Origin of the sequence: Sphingobacterium sp. BIGb0165 (assembly GCF_024810095.1) — a bacterium.
GTDB lineage: Bacteria > Bacteroidota > Bacteroidia > Sphingobacteriales > Sphingobacteriaceae > Sphingobacterium > Sphingobacterium detergens.
In genome coordinates, this window is sequence record NZ_JANUEB010000004.1 from 459,401 (window position 1) to 477,529 (window position 18,129).

Below are 18,129 nucleotides of genomic sequence, written 5' to 3' on the forward strand. Positions count from 1 at the left end.
TTCAATTAAATTACAGAATTTCTGTTCTCATCCAAATATTGTTTCACAAAAGGCTGATCGTAGTATCTTTTTCCTGTATGGTCAAATAAAGCATTTGCTACAGCGGCAAATGTCGGTGGAAACAGCGGTTCCCCCATACCCGTTGGGTTATCCTGGTTTTCTACAAAATGTACTTCTAGTTTTGTGGGAGCCTCATTCATGCGGATCATCCGATAGGTATTGAAATTACTTTTTAATGGTACGCCATCCATAAACAGCTGTTCGCCATACAAAGCATTACCTATCCCATCAATAAGTGCACCCTCAGCCATATTAATGGCAGCGTCTTTATTGACGACGATGCCACAATCCATGGTGGCTAGGGCTTGGCAAACATAAGGCTCATTGTTCTTTACGCCGATATCTACCATCGCAGCAGCATAGGTGTTATGACAAAAATAAGCCGCCATCCCCCTTCCTGTTCCAGCTGGTCTTGGTAGGATTGACGCTTTGTCCTTTAACAATTGGATTACGCCTGCATAGCGGTCAGCATCATATTCATTGCGTTGCCCGACAGGTTTTTCCTTTGCCCGTTTGAGCAATTCCAATCTAAAATCTAAGGGATCCTTTTTCATTTCAAAAGCGAGCTCATCCAAAAAAGATTGTTCAGCACTTGCTATAAAGTTGGATCGCGGTGCGCGGAAAGCCCCTATTGTAATCGCTGAAGATACCGCCCAGGCTTCAGCTAGGTAATTGTCTATCGCCCCTGCTGGAAATCTGTTTTCATGTAGGGGAGTTTCCGGGACACCACCTGCTTTGATATGAAAGCCAATTAATTGGTTGTTTTCATCTAACGCAGCTCTATAAGTAGCACTATAACTGGGACGGTAAATGCCATAGGTCGCTTCATCCTCGCGTGTATACATCAGCTTGACCGGAGCTTTAATCTTTTGGGAAATAACAGCTGCCTCAACCACATGATGTCCGTAGGCTCGCAATCCAAAACCACCACCCATTCGGGCTAGATTAATTTTTATTTTCTCTTTCGGTAGGCCCAGCCGAGCAGATAAGGTTGTGGTAATAAATTCGGGTGCTTGTATGGGTGCATACAATTCCGCATGATCTGACTTGACATCAGCAAAACAGCTTACCGGCTCCATTGTATTGTGGACAAGAAAAGGTGCTGTATAGGTGCGTTCAATAATGCGTGTAGCGTTTTTAAAAGCCGACTCTGGATCACCATCCCGACGTTTCACTTCCGCAGGCAGCGTGGAATAATGTTCCATATCGGCATAATGTCGCGCTGTGCTCTCCAAAAAATCAGGTTTCCCATTGCGGGCATTGCCTGTTGGGCCACTCAGTTGCAAAATCAATTTTTTCTTGGCCTGCATTACCTCCCAGGTGGTATTGCCAACGATGACAGCGACCTGTTCATAGGTGAATACATCAAATCCGTTTTTCTTATAATCCTTGAGAACAGGTTCTATCATAAACACATCCTTTATTCCAGGCATTTTCCGGACAGCTTTATCATCTATGGTTGTAATCTCTCTACCGAAGCTAGCAGGGTGGACAATCATGGCAATCAGCATTCCCTCTTTTTTATAATCGCTTGTAAATAATGGTTTCCCGGTTACAATATTGTCGATTTCAACATTGTGTTTGGATGAACCAATAATTTTGAAATCGGCGATCGCTTTGAGCTTTACATTTTTTGGCAGCGGTATCAGGGCAGCCGCAGAAGCAAGTTCTCCATAGGGCAGCTCGAGTTTGCTCTTTTGATGATAGAGGATACCTGCATCAGTTGTTATTTCATCGGCTGAAACAGCCCAGTGTTGTGCGGCAGCAAGGATCAGCATCTGTCGTGCGGTAGCTCCAGCAGTACGTAGCACGGGCCATGCTCTACGGATAGATTGGCTGCCTCCAGTAAATTGACGTTCAAAACGTTCCGGGAAAAAGTCTGCCTGTTCAACCTGCACCTGATCCCAATTGACGTCCAATTCCTCGGCCAAAATCATCGGCAACGATGTTTTGACATTTTGCCCAAATTCCGGGTTGGGATTAAAAAGTGTCACTTTCCCATCCGGATGGATCTTGATATAACTGTTTAATGTAAAGGGTTCCGATTCGGTCGGATTGTTTTCTGCAGCAGATGCAATCGTCCCAGGCCAATTAAACTGCAAAATCATTCCACCTCCAGCCAACAAAGCGGCTTTTAAAAAAGATCTCCTATCTATTGTTGTTTTCTCTGCTTTCATCGTTAATTTTTCAAATTTGATCCATCCAACCCTTGCTGTATTGGTGCATAAGCACCAGTAGTCAACCAGGTAATCCATGCTTCCTTAAACTCGGCATGACTTATAGGAGGCAATGTCCTGCCCTCTCCGGGGTTCCAACCCCACTTGACCAGACTATCATCGGCATGTGCAATCAATGCTTTGAGATCTTTGTTCCCATTTTGTTTCGGGTCCACCAATTGCTTTGCAAGTTCATGCGCACTACGTCCCTGGAACACCATTTTCATTGTAGCTGATGGTAGATGCCATTCTGGACTTCCTGGGGGTGTTTTTAAACCCGTTGTATTTTCGGTCTGATGACAGTTTGTACATTTCATCGCTAATATGCCCTTACCATCAGTACCACGTTTGGGAAACATGGCATGGAGCCTATTGTCGTCGCCTTGCAACGGGATATCACCGCTGGGATGGCAATTCACGCAACGGGGACTTTGTAATACCGCATATACTTTTTTAAAGGCGTTGACAGATTTGACACTATCTTTTTTCACCGTGGCATATATTTCTTCATTTGTAGTATAGTTGGTTTCATCCGAGAAAGCGGAGACGATTCCAATTAAAAACAGTGCTATAACACTCAGTGTCACAGTAAATCTGGTCTTTCTTAGCTGTCTTTTTTCTTTATATAGTTCCATGGATATGCTTATTCTTTAGCCCTTTTGTTTCTGGAGTTCCGCAGCATGATGAATCGCTTTGCGAATACGTGAGTAAGTACCGCAACGACAGATATTTCCTGTCATTGCATCGTCGATATCTTGGTCTGTAGGATCTGGACGCTCGCGTAGCAGTACGGCGGCAGACATAATTTGTCCGGCATGGCAATAACCACATTGTGGTACATCAACATCTTTCCATGCAAGTTGCAATGGGTGGTCGCCATGTTCTGACAAGCCTTCAATAGTGATGACTTCTTTACCTACTGCACGTTTCATCTTCGTCACACAAGAACGCACAGCCTCACCATCGAGGTGAACGACACAGGCACCACATTGTGCAACTCCGCAGCCATATTTTGTCCCTGTCAATCCCACATGATCTCTTAAGAACCACAATAAAGGCATTTCGCTATCGACTTCTACCGTATATTTTTTTTTATTGATTCGTATGCTGTTCATAATTGTTTATTCTTAGTTACCCCGCTAAAGGATCTACGTATAAAAATAACTATTTGACCAATATGTAGGATAAATTATTACTGAAATAGGTAATATTGGTAACAAATTCTGTAATTGGGGTTAGCGATCAATGTGCGATGGAAAGCGATATTTTCCCCATCAAACTAAATTACGTAACTTCAATAAAATTGATTGACAGATAGCAATACCAATGGTTTCCAATGATACTTTATCCCCTAAATTAAATGGTCTTGTGCTCATAGGCGGCAGAAGTCAGCGTATGGGAAGCCCGAAAGAAAACATCCAATGGCATGGTAAGGAACAACGCTATTATCTGATTGATCTATTGCAGGCTTGCTGTGAAACGGTTTATATTTCCTGTCGTGCGGAACAAGCTAGAGAGATGGCAGATAGTCTTGAATTGGAGCAAAGCTATAAACTGCTGCCCGATAACTACCCAAATATTGGGCCTATTGGCGGTATGCTGACGGCATTTGATCTGCTGCCTGAGCAGGCTTGGCTTGTCCTTGCTTGTGATTTACCGTTAATAGACAGCGCAGCTATCGCTTATTTGATCCAACACCGTGATCCACTAAAAATTGCGACAGCATTCGCCAATCCACAGGATATGCTCCCCGAACCCTTATTTGCAATTTGGGAGCCGAGTAGTTATCCTATCCTCAAAGAGCAGGTCGCACAAAATAGACTGTCCCCACGTCAGGTATTGATCCAACAACAGGCTGCGCTGATTGATTCCACCGTTGCAGAAATACTCACCAACGTTAATACCCTTGGCGAGGCCAGCAGAATGAAAGCGATTATTGCAGGCAAATCTCAGGACCGTTGAAGCGTCCCATGGTAGAGCATTTCATCCACTTTTTTGTAAACCTCAGGATCATGTTTTTTGATCTTGATCTTCACATATTTGGAGGCCGGCATATTGCTTTCCTTCACCACATTATTGACTGATACCAGTACATTTGTTTCGGGGAAATAGGTGACTGTATTCTTTTCAGGAATTGCATAGGATACAATCAAAAATAAAGGTGCTACGCGTTCTATTCCATCATCATAGTTATAGAGATCGACTTTGTCCCCAGCTTTAAAACCTGCTTTTTCAATATCCTTTTGGTTCATAAAAACCACACGCCGCTCATTTTTGATACCGCGGTAGCGATCGTCCAGTCCATAGATGGTGGTATTGAATTGATCATGCGTGCGTGTTGTTGCCATCATATATTCGTCTTCCTCCAGGTGGTTGTCAGGTATTTCAGTTCGTGTAAAAGGTGCCAAACCACCAAGTTGCTGTGCAAAAAACTGCGAATCCCGGGCTTCATTAGGTAGGTAGAAACCGTCTTTCTGCCGTACCCTGACATTATAGTTTTCAAAACCAGGGACACACTGCTCAATTGCATCACGCACTGCATCATAACTATCGTGATAGCGCTGCCAGTCAACAACGGACCGATTGCCTAATGTAGCCATTGCCATACGGCATACAATCTGTGTTTCATTAATCAGATTTTTGGATACTGCATCCAGTACACCTTTTGAGGACTGTACCACGCCCATGGAATTCTCGGTACTGACGATCTGTACCTCCCCATTGACAATATCCTTATCACTACGACCATAGGTAGGTAAAATAAGTGCTTCTTTGCCATGGATTAGGTGTCCCCGGTTTAACTTTGTAGACACGCAGACCAATAGATTAAGCTTGCGTAGCGCATGCGCTGTAAATGTTGTGTCAGGCGTCGCTGATAGGAAATTCCCTCCCATACAGAACAGGAATTTAATCTTGTCAGCATGCATGGCTTTAATGGCACGTACGACATCATAGCCATGTTCGCGTGGTGGTTCAAATCCAAAATACTGCTGTAGCCTGTCCAGCTGTTCATCTGTAGGTTTCTCGTCAATAAGCATGGTGCGGTTGCCTTGTACATTACTGTGCCCTCGTACTGGACAGACACCACCTCCTTTAATCCCAATACTTCCTTTTAGCAGCAAGATATTTAGGATCTCGCGGATCATATCCACGCCGTTGGGTTGTTGCGTCAAACCCATCCCCCAGCAGAAAATAATTTTGTTTTTAAAGGCCATCATTTCAGCCGCTTGCTGAATATCAGCTAAAGCAACACCACTCTGTTGGCTTAGGTGCTCAAGCGTGTATCTAGTAGTATCAAATTGCTCCCGAAAGGCTTCATAGCCCGTTGTTTTACTTTTAATAAAGTCGGCATGAAGTACTTTCCCCGGATTTTTATGCTCCAGGTCCAGCATAATAAGCTCCAATGCTTTTAAGAGAGCCATATCACCATTGATCTTCACAGGTAAGTAGAGATCAGCCAAACTTACGCCCTTACCAATTATTCCATTGATCTGTTGTGGGTTATGGAATCCCATCAAACCTGCTTCCGGCAAAGGGTTAATGGCAATGATTTTGGCGCCATTTTTTTTTGCCTTTTCCAGCGCACTCATCATACGTGGGGCATTAGTACCTGGATTATGACCAATGATAACAATCAATTCACTTTCATAAAAGTCAGCAAGTGTGACAGTTCCCTTTCCTATGCCTATTGTAGGACGCAATGCCGAGCCCGAAGTTTCATGGCACATGTTGGAACAATCGGGCATATTATTGGTGCCAAATTCTTTGGCAAATAACTGATAGAGAAAAGAAGCCTCATTGCTGGTACGGCCTGAGGTATAAAAAGCGGCTTCGTGCGGAGATGTCAATGCATGCAGTTGTGCTGCAATTTTTTGAAAAGCAGCCTCCCAGCTGATTGGTTCATAATGTGTTCCGCCAGGGGCTAGATACATCGGGTCTGTCAGGCGCCCCATTTTGCCAATCTCATAGTCGCTGAGTTGTGAAAGATCATAGATCGAATTATTTTTAAAGAACTCCGGAGTCACCCTTTTTGTGGTTGCTTCCTCCGCTAAAGCTTTTGCGCCGTTTTCACAGTATTCACCTACAGGGGAGCGTTCATCGTCTGGATCAGGCCAGGCGCAGCTGGGGCAGTCAAATCCCCCAACCTGATTCATTTTGAATAGCGCTTTGGTTCCTCGAACGAGTGTCTTTTCTTCAATAAGATCTGCAAAGGCTGCTAATACCGCTGGGATACCAGCTGCTGATCTTTCCACGGGTGTCAACTTGAGGTCGAGGAGCTTATAGGGGTTTTCCGCCTGTGGCTCAGCCTTAATTTCCTGTTCCAGTTTTTGCTTTTTGTTGTTATCTTCCATGATGATTGGCTATTGGCATACCTATATTTTTTATTAAGAGGTCAGCATTTGAGATTCGGATTCGGAAAGTTGTCACTCTGATCCTCCACAGTATTGTCAATACAGGCAAAATCCTTTTCAACAAGCAACTTCACCTTTCCCGACTGTCCCTCGAAGCCTATCCGATCCGTCTGGACCAATTCCTTGATCATGACAGCAGATAGGCCAATAGTAATTTTATGATCAACAAAAGAGGCGATGAGTGCTTCTGTATCTGTATGTACAATGCTGTAAACAAGAGGTTGTTGGATAAATTCAGTGCGACCGGATACTTCACCCTCGGTACCTAACCGATCAATTTCAGACATGGTCAATCGTAGTCTAACCGTATTATCCTTGATCCTTATTTTCATCTTTTATCTATTTATCAATTTATTGCCCGATTTTATCATTCTTTGTCACTATACATAGACTCAAACAATATTGACCTTATATCACTAAGTGTTCATACTATTAACCCTTCTATCTCAATATTGTTTCCAAGATGATAGATATTGAATCTGTGATCCCGCAAAAAGCCTAATAGTGTAATATCAAATTCCTTGGCTAGTTCTATTGCCAGACTTGAAGGGGCGCCAATTGCAGCAATGATGGAGATACCCGCCATAGCAGCTTTCTGCACAAGCTCAAAACTAGCACGGCCACTTAGTAGTAGTAGCTGTCGTTGCAGTGGTAATAGATCAGCAATTAGCGCGTGTCCAATGAGCTTATCGAGTGCATTATGGCGGCCCACATCCTCGCGCGAAGCGATAAGTTGTCCATGGAGATCAAATAGTCCCGCGGCGTGTATGCCACCGGTCGCTGTGAAATTACCCTGGGCAGCGCGAAGTCGATCAGGTAAAGCATAGAGTATATCGCAGCTCAAAACGCGAAATTCGGGAACAAGGTCTCTAAAAATGCTGACGGTTTTGATTGCTGCGATCGAACCTTTCCCACAGACGCCACAACTGGAGGTCGTGTAAAAATTCCGATCCAGGGCTGTTGTTTCTGCTACAAACCCATCGCTTAGTTCAACAACAATAATATTATGGCTATTTCTTGTACATAAGGCATCTCCATGATCCACCGATTGGATTTGACTGGCTTCAGAAATAAGGCCTTCAGTGAAGAGAAATCCAGTTGCGAGCTCAGCATCATTGCCCGGAGTACGCATGGTGACGGAGATGTTCTTATTGGCTGCAAGTCCGTCAACTGTTGTTCGTATCCGAATTTCCAAAGGTTCCTCGACCGAAATGCAATCCGTTATCCATTCCTGAGAATGATCAGTTACTTTGACAAGATCAATGTGTTTAATTGATGTATTATGTAAGGCGTTGGATTTCATAAAACGGGTTCAACTAGCTTAAAGATCAGTATTTAATACTTAATATAAATACAGGAAGCCGACGATTGCATGCTTCCTGTTTAGCATTTATTTTCTCATACCATATTATTTAATTTACTATTCAGTATGATATATGCATATAGCTATTAAACTGTCAGATCAATCGGTAATGTATAGATCCGTTTTCCTGTTGCGGCATAAAGGGCATTGCAGAGTGCTGGTGTAAACGGTGGTACCGGAGGCTCACCCACGCCAGTAGGTTTGGCGTCACTGTCCAGAATATGGACATGGATCTGCTTAGGCGAATCGGGCATCCGAATGATCTGATAGCCGTCAAAGTTACCCTGCTCAACCTGACCATCTTTTACGGTAATTGTGCTTTTAAGTGCCAGACTGGCTGAAAACTGTGCTCCACCTTCAAATTGTGATTTTACACGGTCCACATTGACAGCAAGACCGCAGTCTACGGCATAATATACATTGGGGATACTAATTTTCTTGTCTTGATCCACACGAACCTCCACCACACAAGCAACATAGGTTAGAAAGCTTTTGTGTGCTGCAAAACCTAGTGCGCTTCCCGCCGGCATTGTTTTTCCCCAGCCTGATTCCTTGGCGACCCTTTCGATCACCTTCTTCATCCGGCCTGTATCCCAAGGATAGTCGGTGATCTTCTCCCCATAGTTGGGATAAGTGGTTTTGATCAGCTCCTGTTCAAAAGTAATATGACGATCTTCCCCAAGCAGTTCCAATGCATTGGCAATGGGGTCGATACCCCGGGCTTCGGCAATTTCATCGAGCATGGTTGCAGCTGCAAATACCTGTGGGATATTGCGTACTGATCTCAGCCAGCCGATCCGAAGGTGTGCTTTGGCATCATGTGTCGCAATATTGATGGCCGGAACATTGTAGGGGAAATCCGAAGCTCCCAGCATCAGTTCCCCATCACTGGGTTGTACCACAGCTTGATCTTCCGTCGCAGAGATGGACGGATTAGCGATATGATGGGCCCAGCCGCTTAATTTATTTTGGCTGTCGATAGTTGCTACAATACGTTGCACACTCATCGCATGGTAGTAATCATGACGGATGTCGTCCTCTCGTGTCCATTGTACCTTGATCGGAAGACCCGATTCTTTGGCTAGGATGGCCGCTTCGAGGATAAAATCGGGTTTCGACTTGCGGCCGAATCCGCCTCCCAGCAGCGTTACATTCATTTTTACTTTTTCCACCGCCATCCCCAACTCCTTGGCCACCGCATCACGTGCGCCTTGTGGGTTTTGGGTACAAGCCCATACTTCACAGCTCCCATTTTTTACAATAGCCAAGGCACAGGGTGGTTCTATGGTAGCGTGCGCCAGGTATGGTGCTATATAGGTATGTTCAATCACTTTTTTGGCATTGGCCTTTGCGGCATTGAAATCACCCCGTTTGCGACGCATTGTACCTTCCTGCGCAACCACTTGCTTGAGTTCTTCGATTTGTTTGGCGGAGTCGTAGCTCGCATTGGGCCCCAGTTCCCATTGGACTTCCAGTAGGTCGCGGGCTTTGATGGCTGCCCAGGTATTCTCGGCGATCACCGCTACCCCACTGAGTGGTCTGGATAAGGTTGCCGGTAAGCCTGCACCTTTGATTGTAATCACCTTGATGACACCGGGGACGGCCAAGGCTTTCCTATTGTCGACGGATTTTACTGTACCCCCAACAACAGGGCAGCGTTTGATCACGGCGATTTTCATTCCTTCGGCAACAGCGTCAATCCCAAAAACTGCTTTACCTGTGACGATATTGTGCAGGTCAATGATTGGCGTTTCCTTGCCTATCATATTAAAATGCTGCCTGTCTTTCAGCTTAATTTGATTCACTTTTGGAATCGGCAAGGATAGCGCGGTTTGTACTAGATCACCAAAATCCTTCTTTTTACTTGATCCACGTTGGATGACCTGTCCATTTTGGGTATCTAATTCAGCGATGTCAACCTGCCATTCTTTGGCTGCAGCCTGTAACAGTAGCAACCGCGCGATGGCACCGGCTTCCCGCATGGGTTTATAAAACATGCGTACTGAGAATGAACCATCGGTGTTCTGGTTTCCATATTTCTTTTCATCGCCCTCGGCTTGTACAATTTCTACCTTAGTCCAGTCTGCCCCGAGTTCATCGGCGACGATAAGTGGCAGTGAGGTGCGGATTCCCTGTCCCATCTCCGAACGATGCGCGACAATGGTTACCTTGCCATCCGAAGCGATACTCAAATAAACATGAGGTGCCACAGTGGCCACTTTTTTACCCTTATCGTCGCAGCTGAAAAAGCTGACACCGAGTACCAATCCTCCGGTTAACAGTCCACTGGCTTTTAAAAAGTCTCTCCGGGAAACACTAAAAATCTCCGAGTCTACCCTTTCGGACTTTCTTTTTTGAAAAGGAGCTAATATTTTCATGCGATCTTTACTTTTGGGGTGAAGGCCTAGCCGGTTGTGACCGGAGTACCGGCCGCATCCATGATGGCTGCTTTAATTCTGTTATAGGTGCCACAGCGACAGAGATTGCCCTGCATGGCTTGCTCAATCTCCTGTTCCGAAGGTTTAGCATTTTTTTTCAATAATGCTGCAGCATTCATAATCTGTCCCGTTTGACAGTAGCCACATTGGGGAACAACATATTTCTCCCAGGCCTCCTGTACCGGATGATCGCCCTCTTCAGATAATCCTTCGATCGTTGTCACCTTACCATCGCCTATGGCAGAAATAGGAAATGAACAGGATCGGATCGCTGTATCATTGAGGTGCACAGTACAGGCACCGCAAAGAGCTTTTCCACAGCCAAATTTGGTCCCTTTTAGACCTATGATATCACGGAGCACCCACAGTAAAGGCATATCCTCTAACACATCAACATCGTGCTTTTTACCGTTTACCAGAATTGAATATTTTGCCATAATCGTTATTTTTTTCTTGTCTTTACAAGTTTTTATTTAATCGGTTTAATGGTTTCGTTTTTCGTTGTCGTATACGATAAGTTTTTATTTATCTATTCGCTTTCAACGTATTCACTACTGCAAAATCTTATTTAAATTAATCAATTAATTATACATTTTACAGATGTTTTTACCATTATTACAGTTTTCGTGTTTTTTACCGTGTAAATCATTAAATTTGATCAACAGCATTGTCATAGGAAAGCTGTTCGATTTAATCATTATATCCGCGTTCAACCATCTTGCCCGTAATTGCATGAAAGAGATCAAAGACATTGTTTTAGCTGCGCGTGTAGCCGCTTCCGAAGATAACGCTATGGCACTTGCTACGGTGGTCAGGGTGGAGGGGTCTTCGTATCGCAGACCGGGCGCCCGTATGTTGGTGACTGAAGATGGCCAGATGACTGGCGCCATCAGTGGCGGCTGTCTGGAAGGTGATGCATTAAAAAAAGCACTGTTGGCCATTCATCAGCGAAAAAATAGGCTTGTTAGTTACGATACCAATACAGAAGAAGGTTCGGCAATCGGATTGCAGCTTGGATGCAATGGTATTGTCCATATTTTTTTCGAATATATTGATCTGCAAAGGGCCGATCATCCGATTATATGGCTGGAAAGCTTATTACAACAGCGACAGGAAGTCCTATTAATTACCCAATTTTCAATTGACCGACAAGGAGAACAAGACGGAACCCGTCTGCTTGTTATCGATTTCACAGATGAAATGCCGCCTGAAGATAAGCAATTGCTGGAACTGACGGAGCATATCAGGTTAGCCAAAACAAAACGACAGTCTGTACTGGCTTCCTTTGAGGAAGCCGGAAACAATAAGGAGGTGCTTATTGAATACCTCACTCCTACAATACGCCTGGTCGTTGCCGGTGCAGGCAATGATGCACAACCTGTTGTAGAAACAGCCAAATTATTGGGTTGGGAAATTACCGTGCTGGACGGACGGCCCAGTCATGCCACGACAGGACGATTTCCGAAAGCCGACCGGGTTATCATCGGCCCGGCAGACGAGGTCATAAAAAAAATAGGTATAGATCCCTGGACGGTTTTTGTGCTGATGACTCATAATTATCGCTACGACCTCACGTTACTTAAAGAGCTGATCTACACGCCGACCAGCTACATTGGTTCGTTGGGACCGAAAACCAAATTACTACGGATGTTTGACGATCTCAAGAAGCTTGGTGTCGAATTCACCGTGGCACAGCAAAAGATTATTTATGGCCCTATCGGTCTCGATATCGGTGCCGAAACATCAGACGAAATTGCAATTGCTATTATCGCTGAGATCAAGGCTGTTTTAAACGGTCGGCCGGCTGGTCCCCTCAAGTTTCTTAAAACAAAAATACATGCCGTAAATCCACTAATACATTAAATATCATGCTCAAGGATACATTTGGACGCATACACAATTATTTACGGATATCGCTTACCGATAACTGCAATCTGCGCTGCTTCTATTGTATGCCGGAGGAAGAATATAGTTTTACACCCCATGGTCAGCTGATGCAGGCCGATGAGATCGAAGTACTAGCCAGATTGTTTGTGGATCAGGGCATCAGTAAGATCCGTCTGACGGGTGGCGAACCATTGGTGCGGAAGGATGCACCGGCTATTATTGAACGCTTATCCCAACTTCCAGTTGAACTCCATATGACCAGCAATGGTATCCGGATTGACGATATGTTGCCCCAGCTTGTGGCGGCGAATTTCAAAAGCATCAATATCAGCCTGGATACCTTACGACCTGAACGGTTTTTTCAGATCACCCGAAGAGATTACTTTGACCGTGTGCGTAATAATATTGATCTGCTCCTGCAGCATGGGGTCCGGACCAAGATCAATATGGTTGTTATGAAAGGTGTCAACGATGATGAGATCCTCGATTTTGTCGCTTTGACCAAAAATAATCCTTTGGAGATCCGTTTTATCGAATTTATGCCATTCAGCGGAAACAAATGGACCAGTAACCAAGTGTATACACAAGCCGATATCCTCGACCAAATTCATAAGGTCTATCCTACCGACCCCATTCCTGCGGGCCCTCACGATACAGCGAAAGCATTTTCGATTACCGGCCATACTGGACGTATTGCGCTCATCAGTACCATGACCGCGCCTTTCTGTGCCGGATGCAACCGGATACGGCTCACGGCGGACGGTAAACTCAAAAACTGTCTGTTTTCTCAAGGCGAAACAGATCTGTTGACAACTTTGCGCGCTGGTGGAGATGTGCTGCCTTTGATCCAGGAAAATATACGATCCAAGTCCAAGGAACTTGGTGGACAGTTAATGACACATTTTGAACAGATAGACACCGATTTTCTGAAAAATCGGAGTATGATAACGATTGGTGGATGACAAAACAAACAGGTATAATTATATTGGCGGCAGGCAATTCTTCGCGGCTCGGTCTTCCCAAGCAGTTGCTTGAGTTTGAAGGTGAACCTTTATTGAGGCGCATCAGTAGAGCAGCCATGACCGTTCCGGATGTCAGCGTAAGTGTTGTTATCGGCGCTTATCCCGATCCGATTCATGCAGCACTGCAAAATAGTAAGGTCAGCGTTGCGATCAACCCACATTGGATGGCAGGCTTATCCACATCAATCATTGTGGGATTAAAAGATCTTTTAAAAAATCAGCCTCAAGTAGACCGCTGTATTATTAGTTTATGCGATCAACCTTTTGTGGATCATCATGTCTTTCAGCAGCTTATTCAACTTGCCGATAGTAGCGGTAAGGGCATTGTTGCAACAGGTTTTTCCGGAACATGGGGTGCACCGGTTCTTTTTGATAAAAAATACTTTGATAACCTTATGCAGCTCGAAGGTCAACAGGGAGCAAAGAAACTTGCAGAACAGTATCCCGATGATCGGATCATATTCCCTTATGAAGCCGCAAAATACGATGTGGATACCCAAGAAGACTACTTCCGCCTCCCCCATCAGTTTATTAGTGTGCAGCAAGCTAAAGACATCATTCATCATTATCTGCCTGCTCCACGGGAAGAGCGACTTGCTCTTCCAGATGCATTGGGTTATACCCTATCGCAAACGGTAATCGCCGCGCAGGCTATCCCGGGATTTGCACAATCTTCGATGGATGGTTATGCTCTCCGTTTTGCGGACAGTGCGCAAGAGCTTCCCGTTGTGGATAAGATTCCCGCCGGTACTACTAAGGCAAAGATACTCCGTAGCGGACAGGCTATGCGCATCTATACCGGCGCACCACTTCCCTTGGGAGCCGATACTGTAGTGATGCAGGAAAAAGTAATTCTAAGTGAAACAAATGCAATTCTTATACAAGACGAAGGCCTAAAATTGGGAGACAATGTCCGTCCTGAAGGATCCGAAGTGGAAGCCGGAAGTATCGCTATGCTTCCTGGAACGATCATGACTCCAGCCGCCATCGGTTATCTCGCCAATATCGGCTGTACTGAGGTAGTGGTTTATGCAGCTCCCCTTGTACATATTATCCTCACGGGCGATGAACTTAGATCCACGGGTACAGCGCTCGGTTATGGTGAAGTCTATGAGTCCAACTCCTATCAGCTCAAAGCTGCTTTACAGCAGTTGGGCATATACAGGGTGGAAAGCAGCCATGTGCGCGACGACAAAAGTCTACTCCGTACAGCACTTGAGGGTGTGCTGGAAAAGGCAGATGTTGTCCTTTTGGTCGGTGGCGTCAGCGTCGGTGACTACGATTACGTGGTGGATGTGGCCAAGGGCTGTGCTGTCAAACAACATTTTCACCGTATCCGTCAAAAACCGGGCAAACCGCTGTTTTTCGGTACCCACGAGCAGAAACTGGTTTTTGGGCTGCCAGGTAATCCCTCCTCCGCCTTGACCTGCTTTTACCTCTATGTTGCAGCGGCATTGGAGCGCATGATGCAGCTGCCCGAACGCAACCGTTGTATCAAGACACATACCACCCGCGCTTATAGCAAAAAAACCGGCTTGACCCATTTCCTAAAAGCGCACTATGATGGGCATGCCGTCGAACCCCTGCATGCACAAGAGTCTTATCGACTGCAATCTTATGCCCAGGCCAACTGCCTTTTGATTCTGGAGGAGGATTCGGAAGGCTGTGCGGCGGGCGACGAAGTTTTTATCCATCTTTTAACCTAAGGAACCATGCATTTTGAGCTCTTCTACCTTTTTCTATTTATTCTCGCTTTCCTTTATGCAGCCGTTGGGCATGGCGGTGCCAGCGGTTATTTGGCCCTGATGGCCCTGTATGGTATTGCACCACAGGAGATGAAACCTACAGCGTTGGTGCTTAATCTTTTTGTTTCGCTGACCTCTTTTATACAGTATTACAGAGGTCATTATTTTAAACGTAATCTGTTTCTGATGGTGGCTGTTGCTTCGGTACCTATGGCTTTCATTGGGGGAATGATCACTTTGGAGGATCATCTCTACAAACGTTTACTGGGCCTACTGCTGCTCTTTCCGATCGTTCGGTTTTTCTTTTTCCGAAGTCCGACCGAAGATGAATTAAAACCTTACAACAACCTTGGCGCACTGGCAATCGGTGCTGTTGTTGGCTTATTATCCGGCATGATCGGTATTGGTGGCGGGATTATTCTATCTCCCTTTTTGATCCTGCTCAAGTGGACCGATCAAAAACAGACTGCAGCAATCAGTGCTGCATTTATTTTTGTAAATTCATTGTCGGGACTTGGAGGTATGCTCACACAGGGTATCTCATTTAATGCACATATGTGGGCTTATGTCGCTGTGGCATTCATTGGTGGCTTATTGGGCGCATATCTGGGGTCAAAAAAATTAAATCAAGATGTATTAAAATATGTGCTTGCTACCGTGCTTCTGGTAGCAGCTTATAAATTATTGTTTACAACAGCTTAATTCATGGTATGAAAATAACGTTTGCAACTCTCATTTTATCCTTTTTGTGTATTGTACTCTACGCGCAACAACCAACAGGTCTTGTTATTACCGTTTTGGGAAAGCAACAGGCCAGCATGAGCCTGGACCAGATCAAACAGGTTCCCGGACATACAGTGGTGGATAGCCTCCGGATCTATAATCATACTGGGGCTTATCGTTCTACCCTCAAAAATATCCAGGGACGCTTGCTCAGAGATCTGTTAAAGGAAATTCCTTTTGGAGCTGACTCGCCGAAGATACTCAGTGAATACTACCTGGTCTGTGAGGCCAATGATGGCTATAAAGTTGTATTTTCATGGAACGAGTTGTTCAACACGGCAATTGGTGATCAGACCATATTGGTGACCAATATTGAACAGGCCAGCAATGGTAAAGAAAAAGATCCTTTTGCTTTGCTTTCGGCCGCAGACCTTGCCACAGGCAGGCGCTATGTAAAAGGCTTGCGTTATATACACATTAGACGTATCGGACAATGAGAGTTCAGGTAAAGACATTTGGAGCTTTGACAGACATTCTGGAGAAGGAATTTTATACCACAGCAGCTGATACCGAAGAGCTCCTGACGGTATTATCCAGTCAGCATACAGCACTTAGCCATCGTAAACTACTGATTGCTGTCAATAATACAATTATCAACAAACCTGTCGTGTTGCAGGAAAATGATGTCGTGGCGCTGATGCCACCTTATTCAGGAGGATAAACATGCGGAATGAGCGTTATGCAAGACATTATATGCTACAAGGCTTCGGCGAAGCAGGTCAGCAAAAATTACAGGCAGCACGTCTGCTTGTCGTTGGTGCCGGAGGGTTGGGCTGCCCGGTCCTACAGTACCTCGCCGCTGCCGGAGTTGGGCACATCGGTATTATAGATGATGATCGGATTGATCTGAGCAATCTGCATCGACAGGTGTTATACGATACAGCTGATATTGGTCAGGCCAAAGCTGAGGTCGCTGCCCGTAAACTGGGGCTGCAGAACCCTGATATCGACCTTAAGTATTGGGTGGAACAACTGAAGCCTACAAATGCTGCTGGCCTGCTTCAATCATACGATGTCATCCTGGATTGTACAGATAATTTCGCGGCGCGCTATTTATTATGCGATGTCTGTAGTCTCCTGGATAAGCCATTGATTTTTGGCGCTATCTATCAATATGAAGGTCAGCTCGCTGTATTCAACGTACCCGATGGTCAAGGGATCAAGACAAGCTACCGGCATTTATTCCCACAACCTCCAAGTCCATTAGAAGCGCCAGACTGCAATGCTGCCGGTGTTCTGGGCGTGCTACCCGGTATGATCGGAATCTTACAAGCAACAGAAGCCATCAAATTATTGACGGGTATTGGTGTTGTTTTGATAAATAAGTTAATGACTGTCAATTTACTCGATCATAGTACTTTTACCTTTGATGTACCTCCTGCTGCCCCCGAAAGCGGCAGTTATCCCCAAACACTGGACGCATTAAAAGATTTCGATTATATCAATTCTTGTACTTCGGCAACTGGACAGATACAGGTCATCACAGCTGCAGAACTTATTACGGATTGGCATGCCACAGATCTGTTGCTTGTCGATGTACGAGAGATCGACGAATTGCCACGGCTTCCTGTGCCCCATCTTTCCATTCCGCTTGCAGCATTGCCAGCGCAGTTGGAACAAATCAATAGCGCACGCGTTATCTTTATCTGTCAGAGTGGCAAACGAAGCTTGACGGCGGCCCAGTATTTCCATGAGCAGGCAAACAGCAACCAACAGATTTTTCATGCGGATGGTGGCATAATGGCCTTAAAAAAATATTTAAATGACTAAACAAAAAAACGATATATTTATTCAGGGTCCCATTGCTCCTCAACAGATTGCAGCAACTATTGTACTGCATGGCAGTAAACCCGAAATTGGTGCCCATAGTATCTTTCTAGGACAGATCCGGGCCGATCAGGTGGAAGGAAAGACAGTTAGGTCCATTGACTATAGCATCAATTGGGAACTGGCCTTGTCAAAGATGACCGAGATCCGTGAAGCAGTGTTTGACAAATACTCCTTGACCTGTATGCATGTCTATCATAGTGAGGGGCTGGTAGAGGTCGGTGGGATCTGTTTTTTTGTTTTTACATCTTCAGTACATCGGCAGGCAGCAATGGATGCCTGTGGCGAACTTGTAGAACGTATAAAAAAGGAAATGCCCATCTGGGGCAAAGAAATATTTGAAGACGATACCCATCAATGGAAAACTAATAGATAA

General features: G+C 45.1%; 17 protein-coding genes. 9 read left to right on the top strand and 8 right to left on the bottom strand.

What is annotated here, in order from left to right:
* Window positions 1-5 precede the first annotated feature (5 nt).
* Genes M2408_RS11420 through M2408_RS11430 form a run of 3 tightly spaced genes read right to left on the bottom strand, consistent with a single transcriptional unit; the run spans window position 6 to window position 3,391 of the window.
* Entirely contained in the window at window positions 6-2,237 is a 2,232-nt protein-coding gene (locus tag M2408_RS11420) for a xanthine dehydrogenase family protein molybdopterin-binding subunit (protein WP_259181860.1), read from the bottom strand.
* A gap of 2 nt (window positions 2,238-2,239) precedes the next feature.
* Window positions 2,240-2,911: a hypothetical protein gene (locus M2408_RS11425; RefSeq protein WP_259181862.1), complete on the bottom strand. Its 672-nt coding sequence runs from the start codon at window positions 2,909-2,911 to the stop codon at window positions 2,240-2,242.
* Window positions 2,912-2,926: 15 nt separating this feature from the next.
* The gene (locus M2408_RS11430) at window positions 2,927-3,391 is read right to left on the bottom strand and encodes a (2Fe-2S)-binding protein (protein ID WP_259181864.1); all 465 of its coding nucleotides are present in this window, start codon (window positions 3,389-3,391) and stop codon (window positions 2,927-2,929) included.
* Window positions 3,392-3,602: 211 nt separating this feature from the next.
* On the opposite strand from M2408_RS11430, the gene M2408_RS11435 reads away from it, so the two are divergent.
* Complete coding sequence (locus M2408_RS11435; protein ID WP_259181865.1) at window positions 3,603-4,238, top strand: NTP transferase domain-containing protein; 636 nt, start codon at window positions 3,603-3,605, stop codon at window positions 4,236-4,238.
* Here M2408_RS11435 and M2408_RS11440 read toward each other — a convergent pair.
* The 5 genes from M2408_RS11440 to M2408_RS11460 all read right to left on the bottom strand — a co-directional run bounded on the left by M2408_RS11440 (window position 4,226) and on the right by M2408_RS11460 (window position 10,926).
* Window positions 4,226-6,628 carry an FdhF/YdeP family oxidoreductase gene (locus M2408_RS11440; protein ID WP_259181867.1) on the bottom strand — a complete coding sequence of 801 codons (2,403 nt, stop codon included), beginning with the start codon at window positions 6,626-6,628 and terminating at the stop codon, window positions 4,226-4,228. The two genes, M2408_RS11435 and M2408_RS11440, sit on opposite strands and share 13 nt — an antisense overlap.
* A 41-nt stretch (window positions 6,629-6,669) precedes the next feature.
* The gene (locus M2408_RS11445; RefSeq protein ID WP_259181868.1) at window positions 6,670-7,020 is read right to left on the bottom strand and encodes a DUF7009 family protein; all 351 of its coding nucleotides are present in this window, start codon (window positions 7,018-7,020) and stop codon (window positions 6,670-6,672) included.
* Between the two features lie 92 nt (window positions 7,021-7,112).
* Window positions 7,113-7,991, bottom strand: a complete 879-nt coding sequence (gene fdhD, locus M2408_RS11450) for a formate dehydrogenase accessory sulfurtransferase FdhD (protein WP_259181870.1) — start codon at window positions 7,989-7,991, stop codon at window positions 7,113-7,115.
* Window positions 7,992-8,137: 146 nt separating this feature from the next.
* Entirely contained in the window at window positions 8,138-10,429 is a 2,292-nt protein-coding gene (locus M2408_RS11455; RefSeq protein WP_259181873.1) for a xanthine dehydrogenase family protein molybdopterin-binding subunit, read from the bottom strand.
* Window positions 10,430-10,455: 26 nt separating this feature from the next.
* Complete coding sequence (locus M2408_RS11460; protein WP_259181875.1) at window positions 10,456-10,926, bottom strand: (2Fe-2S)-binding protein; 471 nt, start codon at window positions 10,924-10,926, stop codon at window positions 10,456-10,458.
* Window positions 10,927-11,221: 295 nt separating this feature from the next.
* Between M2408_RS11460 and M2408_RS11465 the strand changes: the two genes are divergently transcribed.
* The 8 genes from M2408_RS11465 to M2408_RS11500 are packed head-to-tail and all read left to right on the top strand — an operon-like array spanning window position 11,222 to window position 18,129.
* Window positions 11,222-12,352, top strand: a complete 1,131-nt coding sequence (locus M2408_RS11465) for an XdhC family protein (protein WP_259181877.1) — start codon at window positions 11,222-11,224, stop codon at window positions 12,350-12,352.
* A 5-nt stretch (window positions 12,353-12,357) separates the two neighbouring features.
* Window positions 12,358-13,338, top strand: coding sequence for a GTP 3',8-cyclase MoaA (gene moaA, locus M2408_RS11470; RefSeq protein WP_259181879.1), 981 nt, complete (start codon window positions 12,358-12,360; stop codon window positions 13,336-13,338).
* Window positions 13,335-15,104, top strand: a complete 1,770-nt coding sequence (gene glp / locus M2408_RS11475; RefSeq protein ID WP_259181881.1) for a gephyrin-like molybdotransferase Glp — start codon at window positions 13,335-13,337, stop codon at window positions 15,102-15,104. Before moaA ends, glp begins: the two co-directional genes overlap by 4 nt.
* A 6-nt stretch (window positions 15,105-15,110) precedes the next feature.
* Window positions 15,111-15,845, top strand: coding sequence for a sulfite exporter TauE/SafE family protein (locus M2408_RS11480; protein ID WP_259181886.1), 735 nt, complete (start codon window positions 15,111-15,113; stop codon window positions 15,843-15,845).
* An 8-nt stretch (window positions 15,846-15,853) separates the two neighbouring features.
* Complete coding sequence (locus M2408_RS11485; protein WP_259181888.1) at window positions 15,854-16,363, top strand: molybdopterin-binding protein; 510 nt, start codon at window positions 15,854-15,856, stop codon at window positions 16,361-16,363.
* Window positions 16,360-16,587, top strand: coding sequence for a MoaD/ThiS family protein (locus M2408_RS11490; RefSeq protein ID WP_259181891.1), 228 nt, complete (start codon window positions 16,360-16,362; stop codon window positions 16,585-16,587). Before M2408_RS11485 ends, M2408_RS11490 begins: the two co-directional genes overlap by 4 nt.
* A gap of 2 nt (window positions 16,588-16,589) precedes the next feature.
* On the top strand, window positions 16,590-17,696 hold the full coding sequence (locus M2408_RS11495; protein ID WP_259181893.1) for a ThiF family adenylyltransferase: 1,107 nt from the start codon (window positions 16,590-16,592) through the stop codon (window positions 17,694-17,696).
* Window positions 17,689-18,129: a molybdenum cofactor biosynthesis protein MoaE gene (locus M2408_RS11500; protein ID WP_259181894.1), complete on the top strand. Its 441-nt coding sequence runs from the start codon at window positions 17,689-17,691 to the stop codon at window positions 18,127-18,129. Before M2408_RS11495 ends, M2408_RS11500 begins: the two co-directional genes overlap by 8 nt.

Coding starts and splice junctions, on each gene's coding strand:
- M2408_RS11455 (WP_259181873.1), bottom strand. CDS start 10,429: ATGAAAATATTAGCTCCTTTTCAAAAAAGAAAGTCCGAAAGGGTAGAC.
- M2408_RS11420 (WP_259181860.1), bottom strand. CDS start 2,237: ATGAAAGCAGAGAAAACAACAATAGATAGGAGATCTTTTTTAAAAGCC.
- M2408_RS11500 (WP_259181894.1), top strand. CDS start 17,689: ATGACTAAACAAAAAAACGATATATTTATTCAGGGTCCCATTGCTCCT.
- M2408_RS11425 (WP_259181862.1), bottom strand. CDS start 2,911: ATGGAACTATATAAAGAAAAAAGACAGCTAAGAAAGACCAGATTTACT.
- M2408_RS11465 (WP_259181877.1), top strand. CDS start 11,222: ATGAAAGAGATCAAAGACATTGTTTTAGCTGCGCGTGTAGCCGCTTCC.
- fdhD (WP_259181870.1), bottom strand. CDS start 7,991: ATGAAATCCAACGCCTTACATAATACATCAATTAAACACATTGATCTT.
- M2408_RS11440 (WP_259181867.1), bottom strand. CDS start 6,628: ATGGAAGATAACAACAAAAAGCAAAAACTGGAACAGGAAATTAAGGCT.
- M2408_RS11430 (WP_259181864.1), bottom strand. CDS start 3,391: ATGAACAGCATACGAATCAATAAAAAAAAATATACGGTAGAAGTCGAT.
- M2408_RS11485 (WP_259181888.1), top strand. CDS start 15,854: ATGAAAATAACGTTTGCAACTCTCATTTTATCCTTTTTGTGTATTGTA.
- moaA (WP_259181879.1), top strand. CDS start 12,358: ATGCTCAAGGATACATTTGGACGCATACACAATTATTTACGGATATCG.
- M2408_RS11445 (WP_259181868.1), bottom strand. CDS start 7,020: ATGAAAATAAGGATCAAGGATAATACGGTTAGACTACGATTGACCATG.
- M2408_RS11495 (WP_259181893.1), top strand. CDS start 16,590: ATGCGGAATGAGCGTTATGCAAGACATTATATGCTACAAGGCTTCGGC.
- M2408_RS11480 (WP_259181886.1), top strand. CDS start 15,111: ATGCATTTTGAGCTCTTCTACCTTTTTCTATTTATTCTCGCTTTCCTT.
- glp (WP_259181881.1), top strand. CDS start 13,335: ATGACAAAACAAACAGGTATAATTATATTGGCGGCAGGCAATTCTTCG.
- M2408_RS11460 (WP_259181875.1), bottom strand. CDS start 10,926: ATGGCAAAATATTCAATTCTGGTAAACGGTAAAAAGCACGATGTTGAT.
- M2408_RS11490 (WP_259181891.1), top strand. CDS start 16,360: ATGAGAGTTCAGGTAAAGACATTTGGAGCTTTGACAGACATTCTGGAG.
- M2408_RS11435 (WP_259181865.1), top strand. CDS start 3,603: ATGGTTTCCAATGATACTTTATCCCCTAAATTAAATGGTCTTGTGCTC.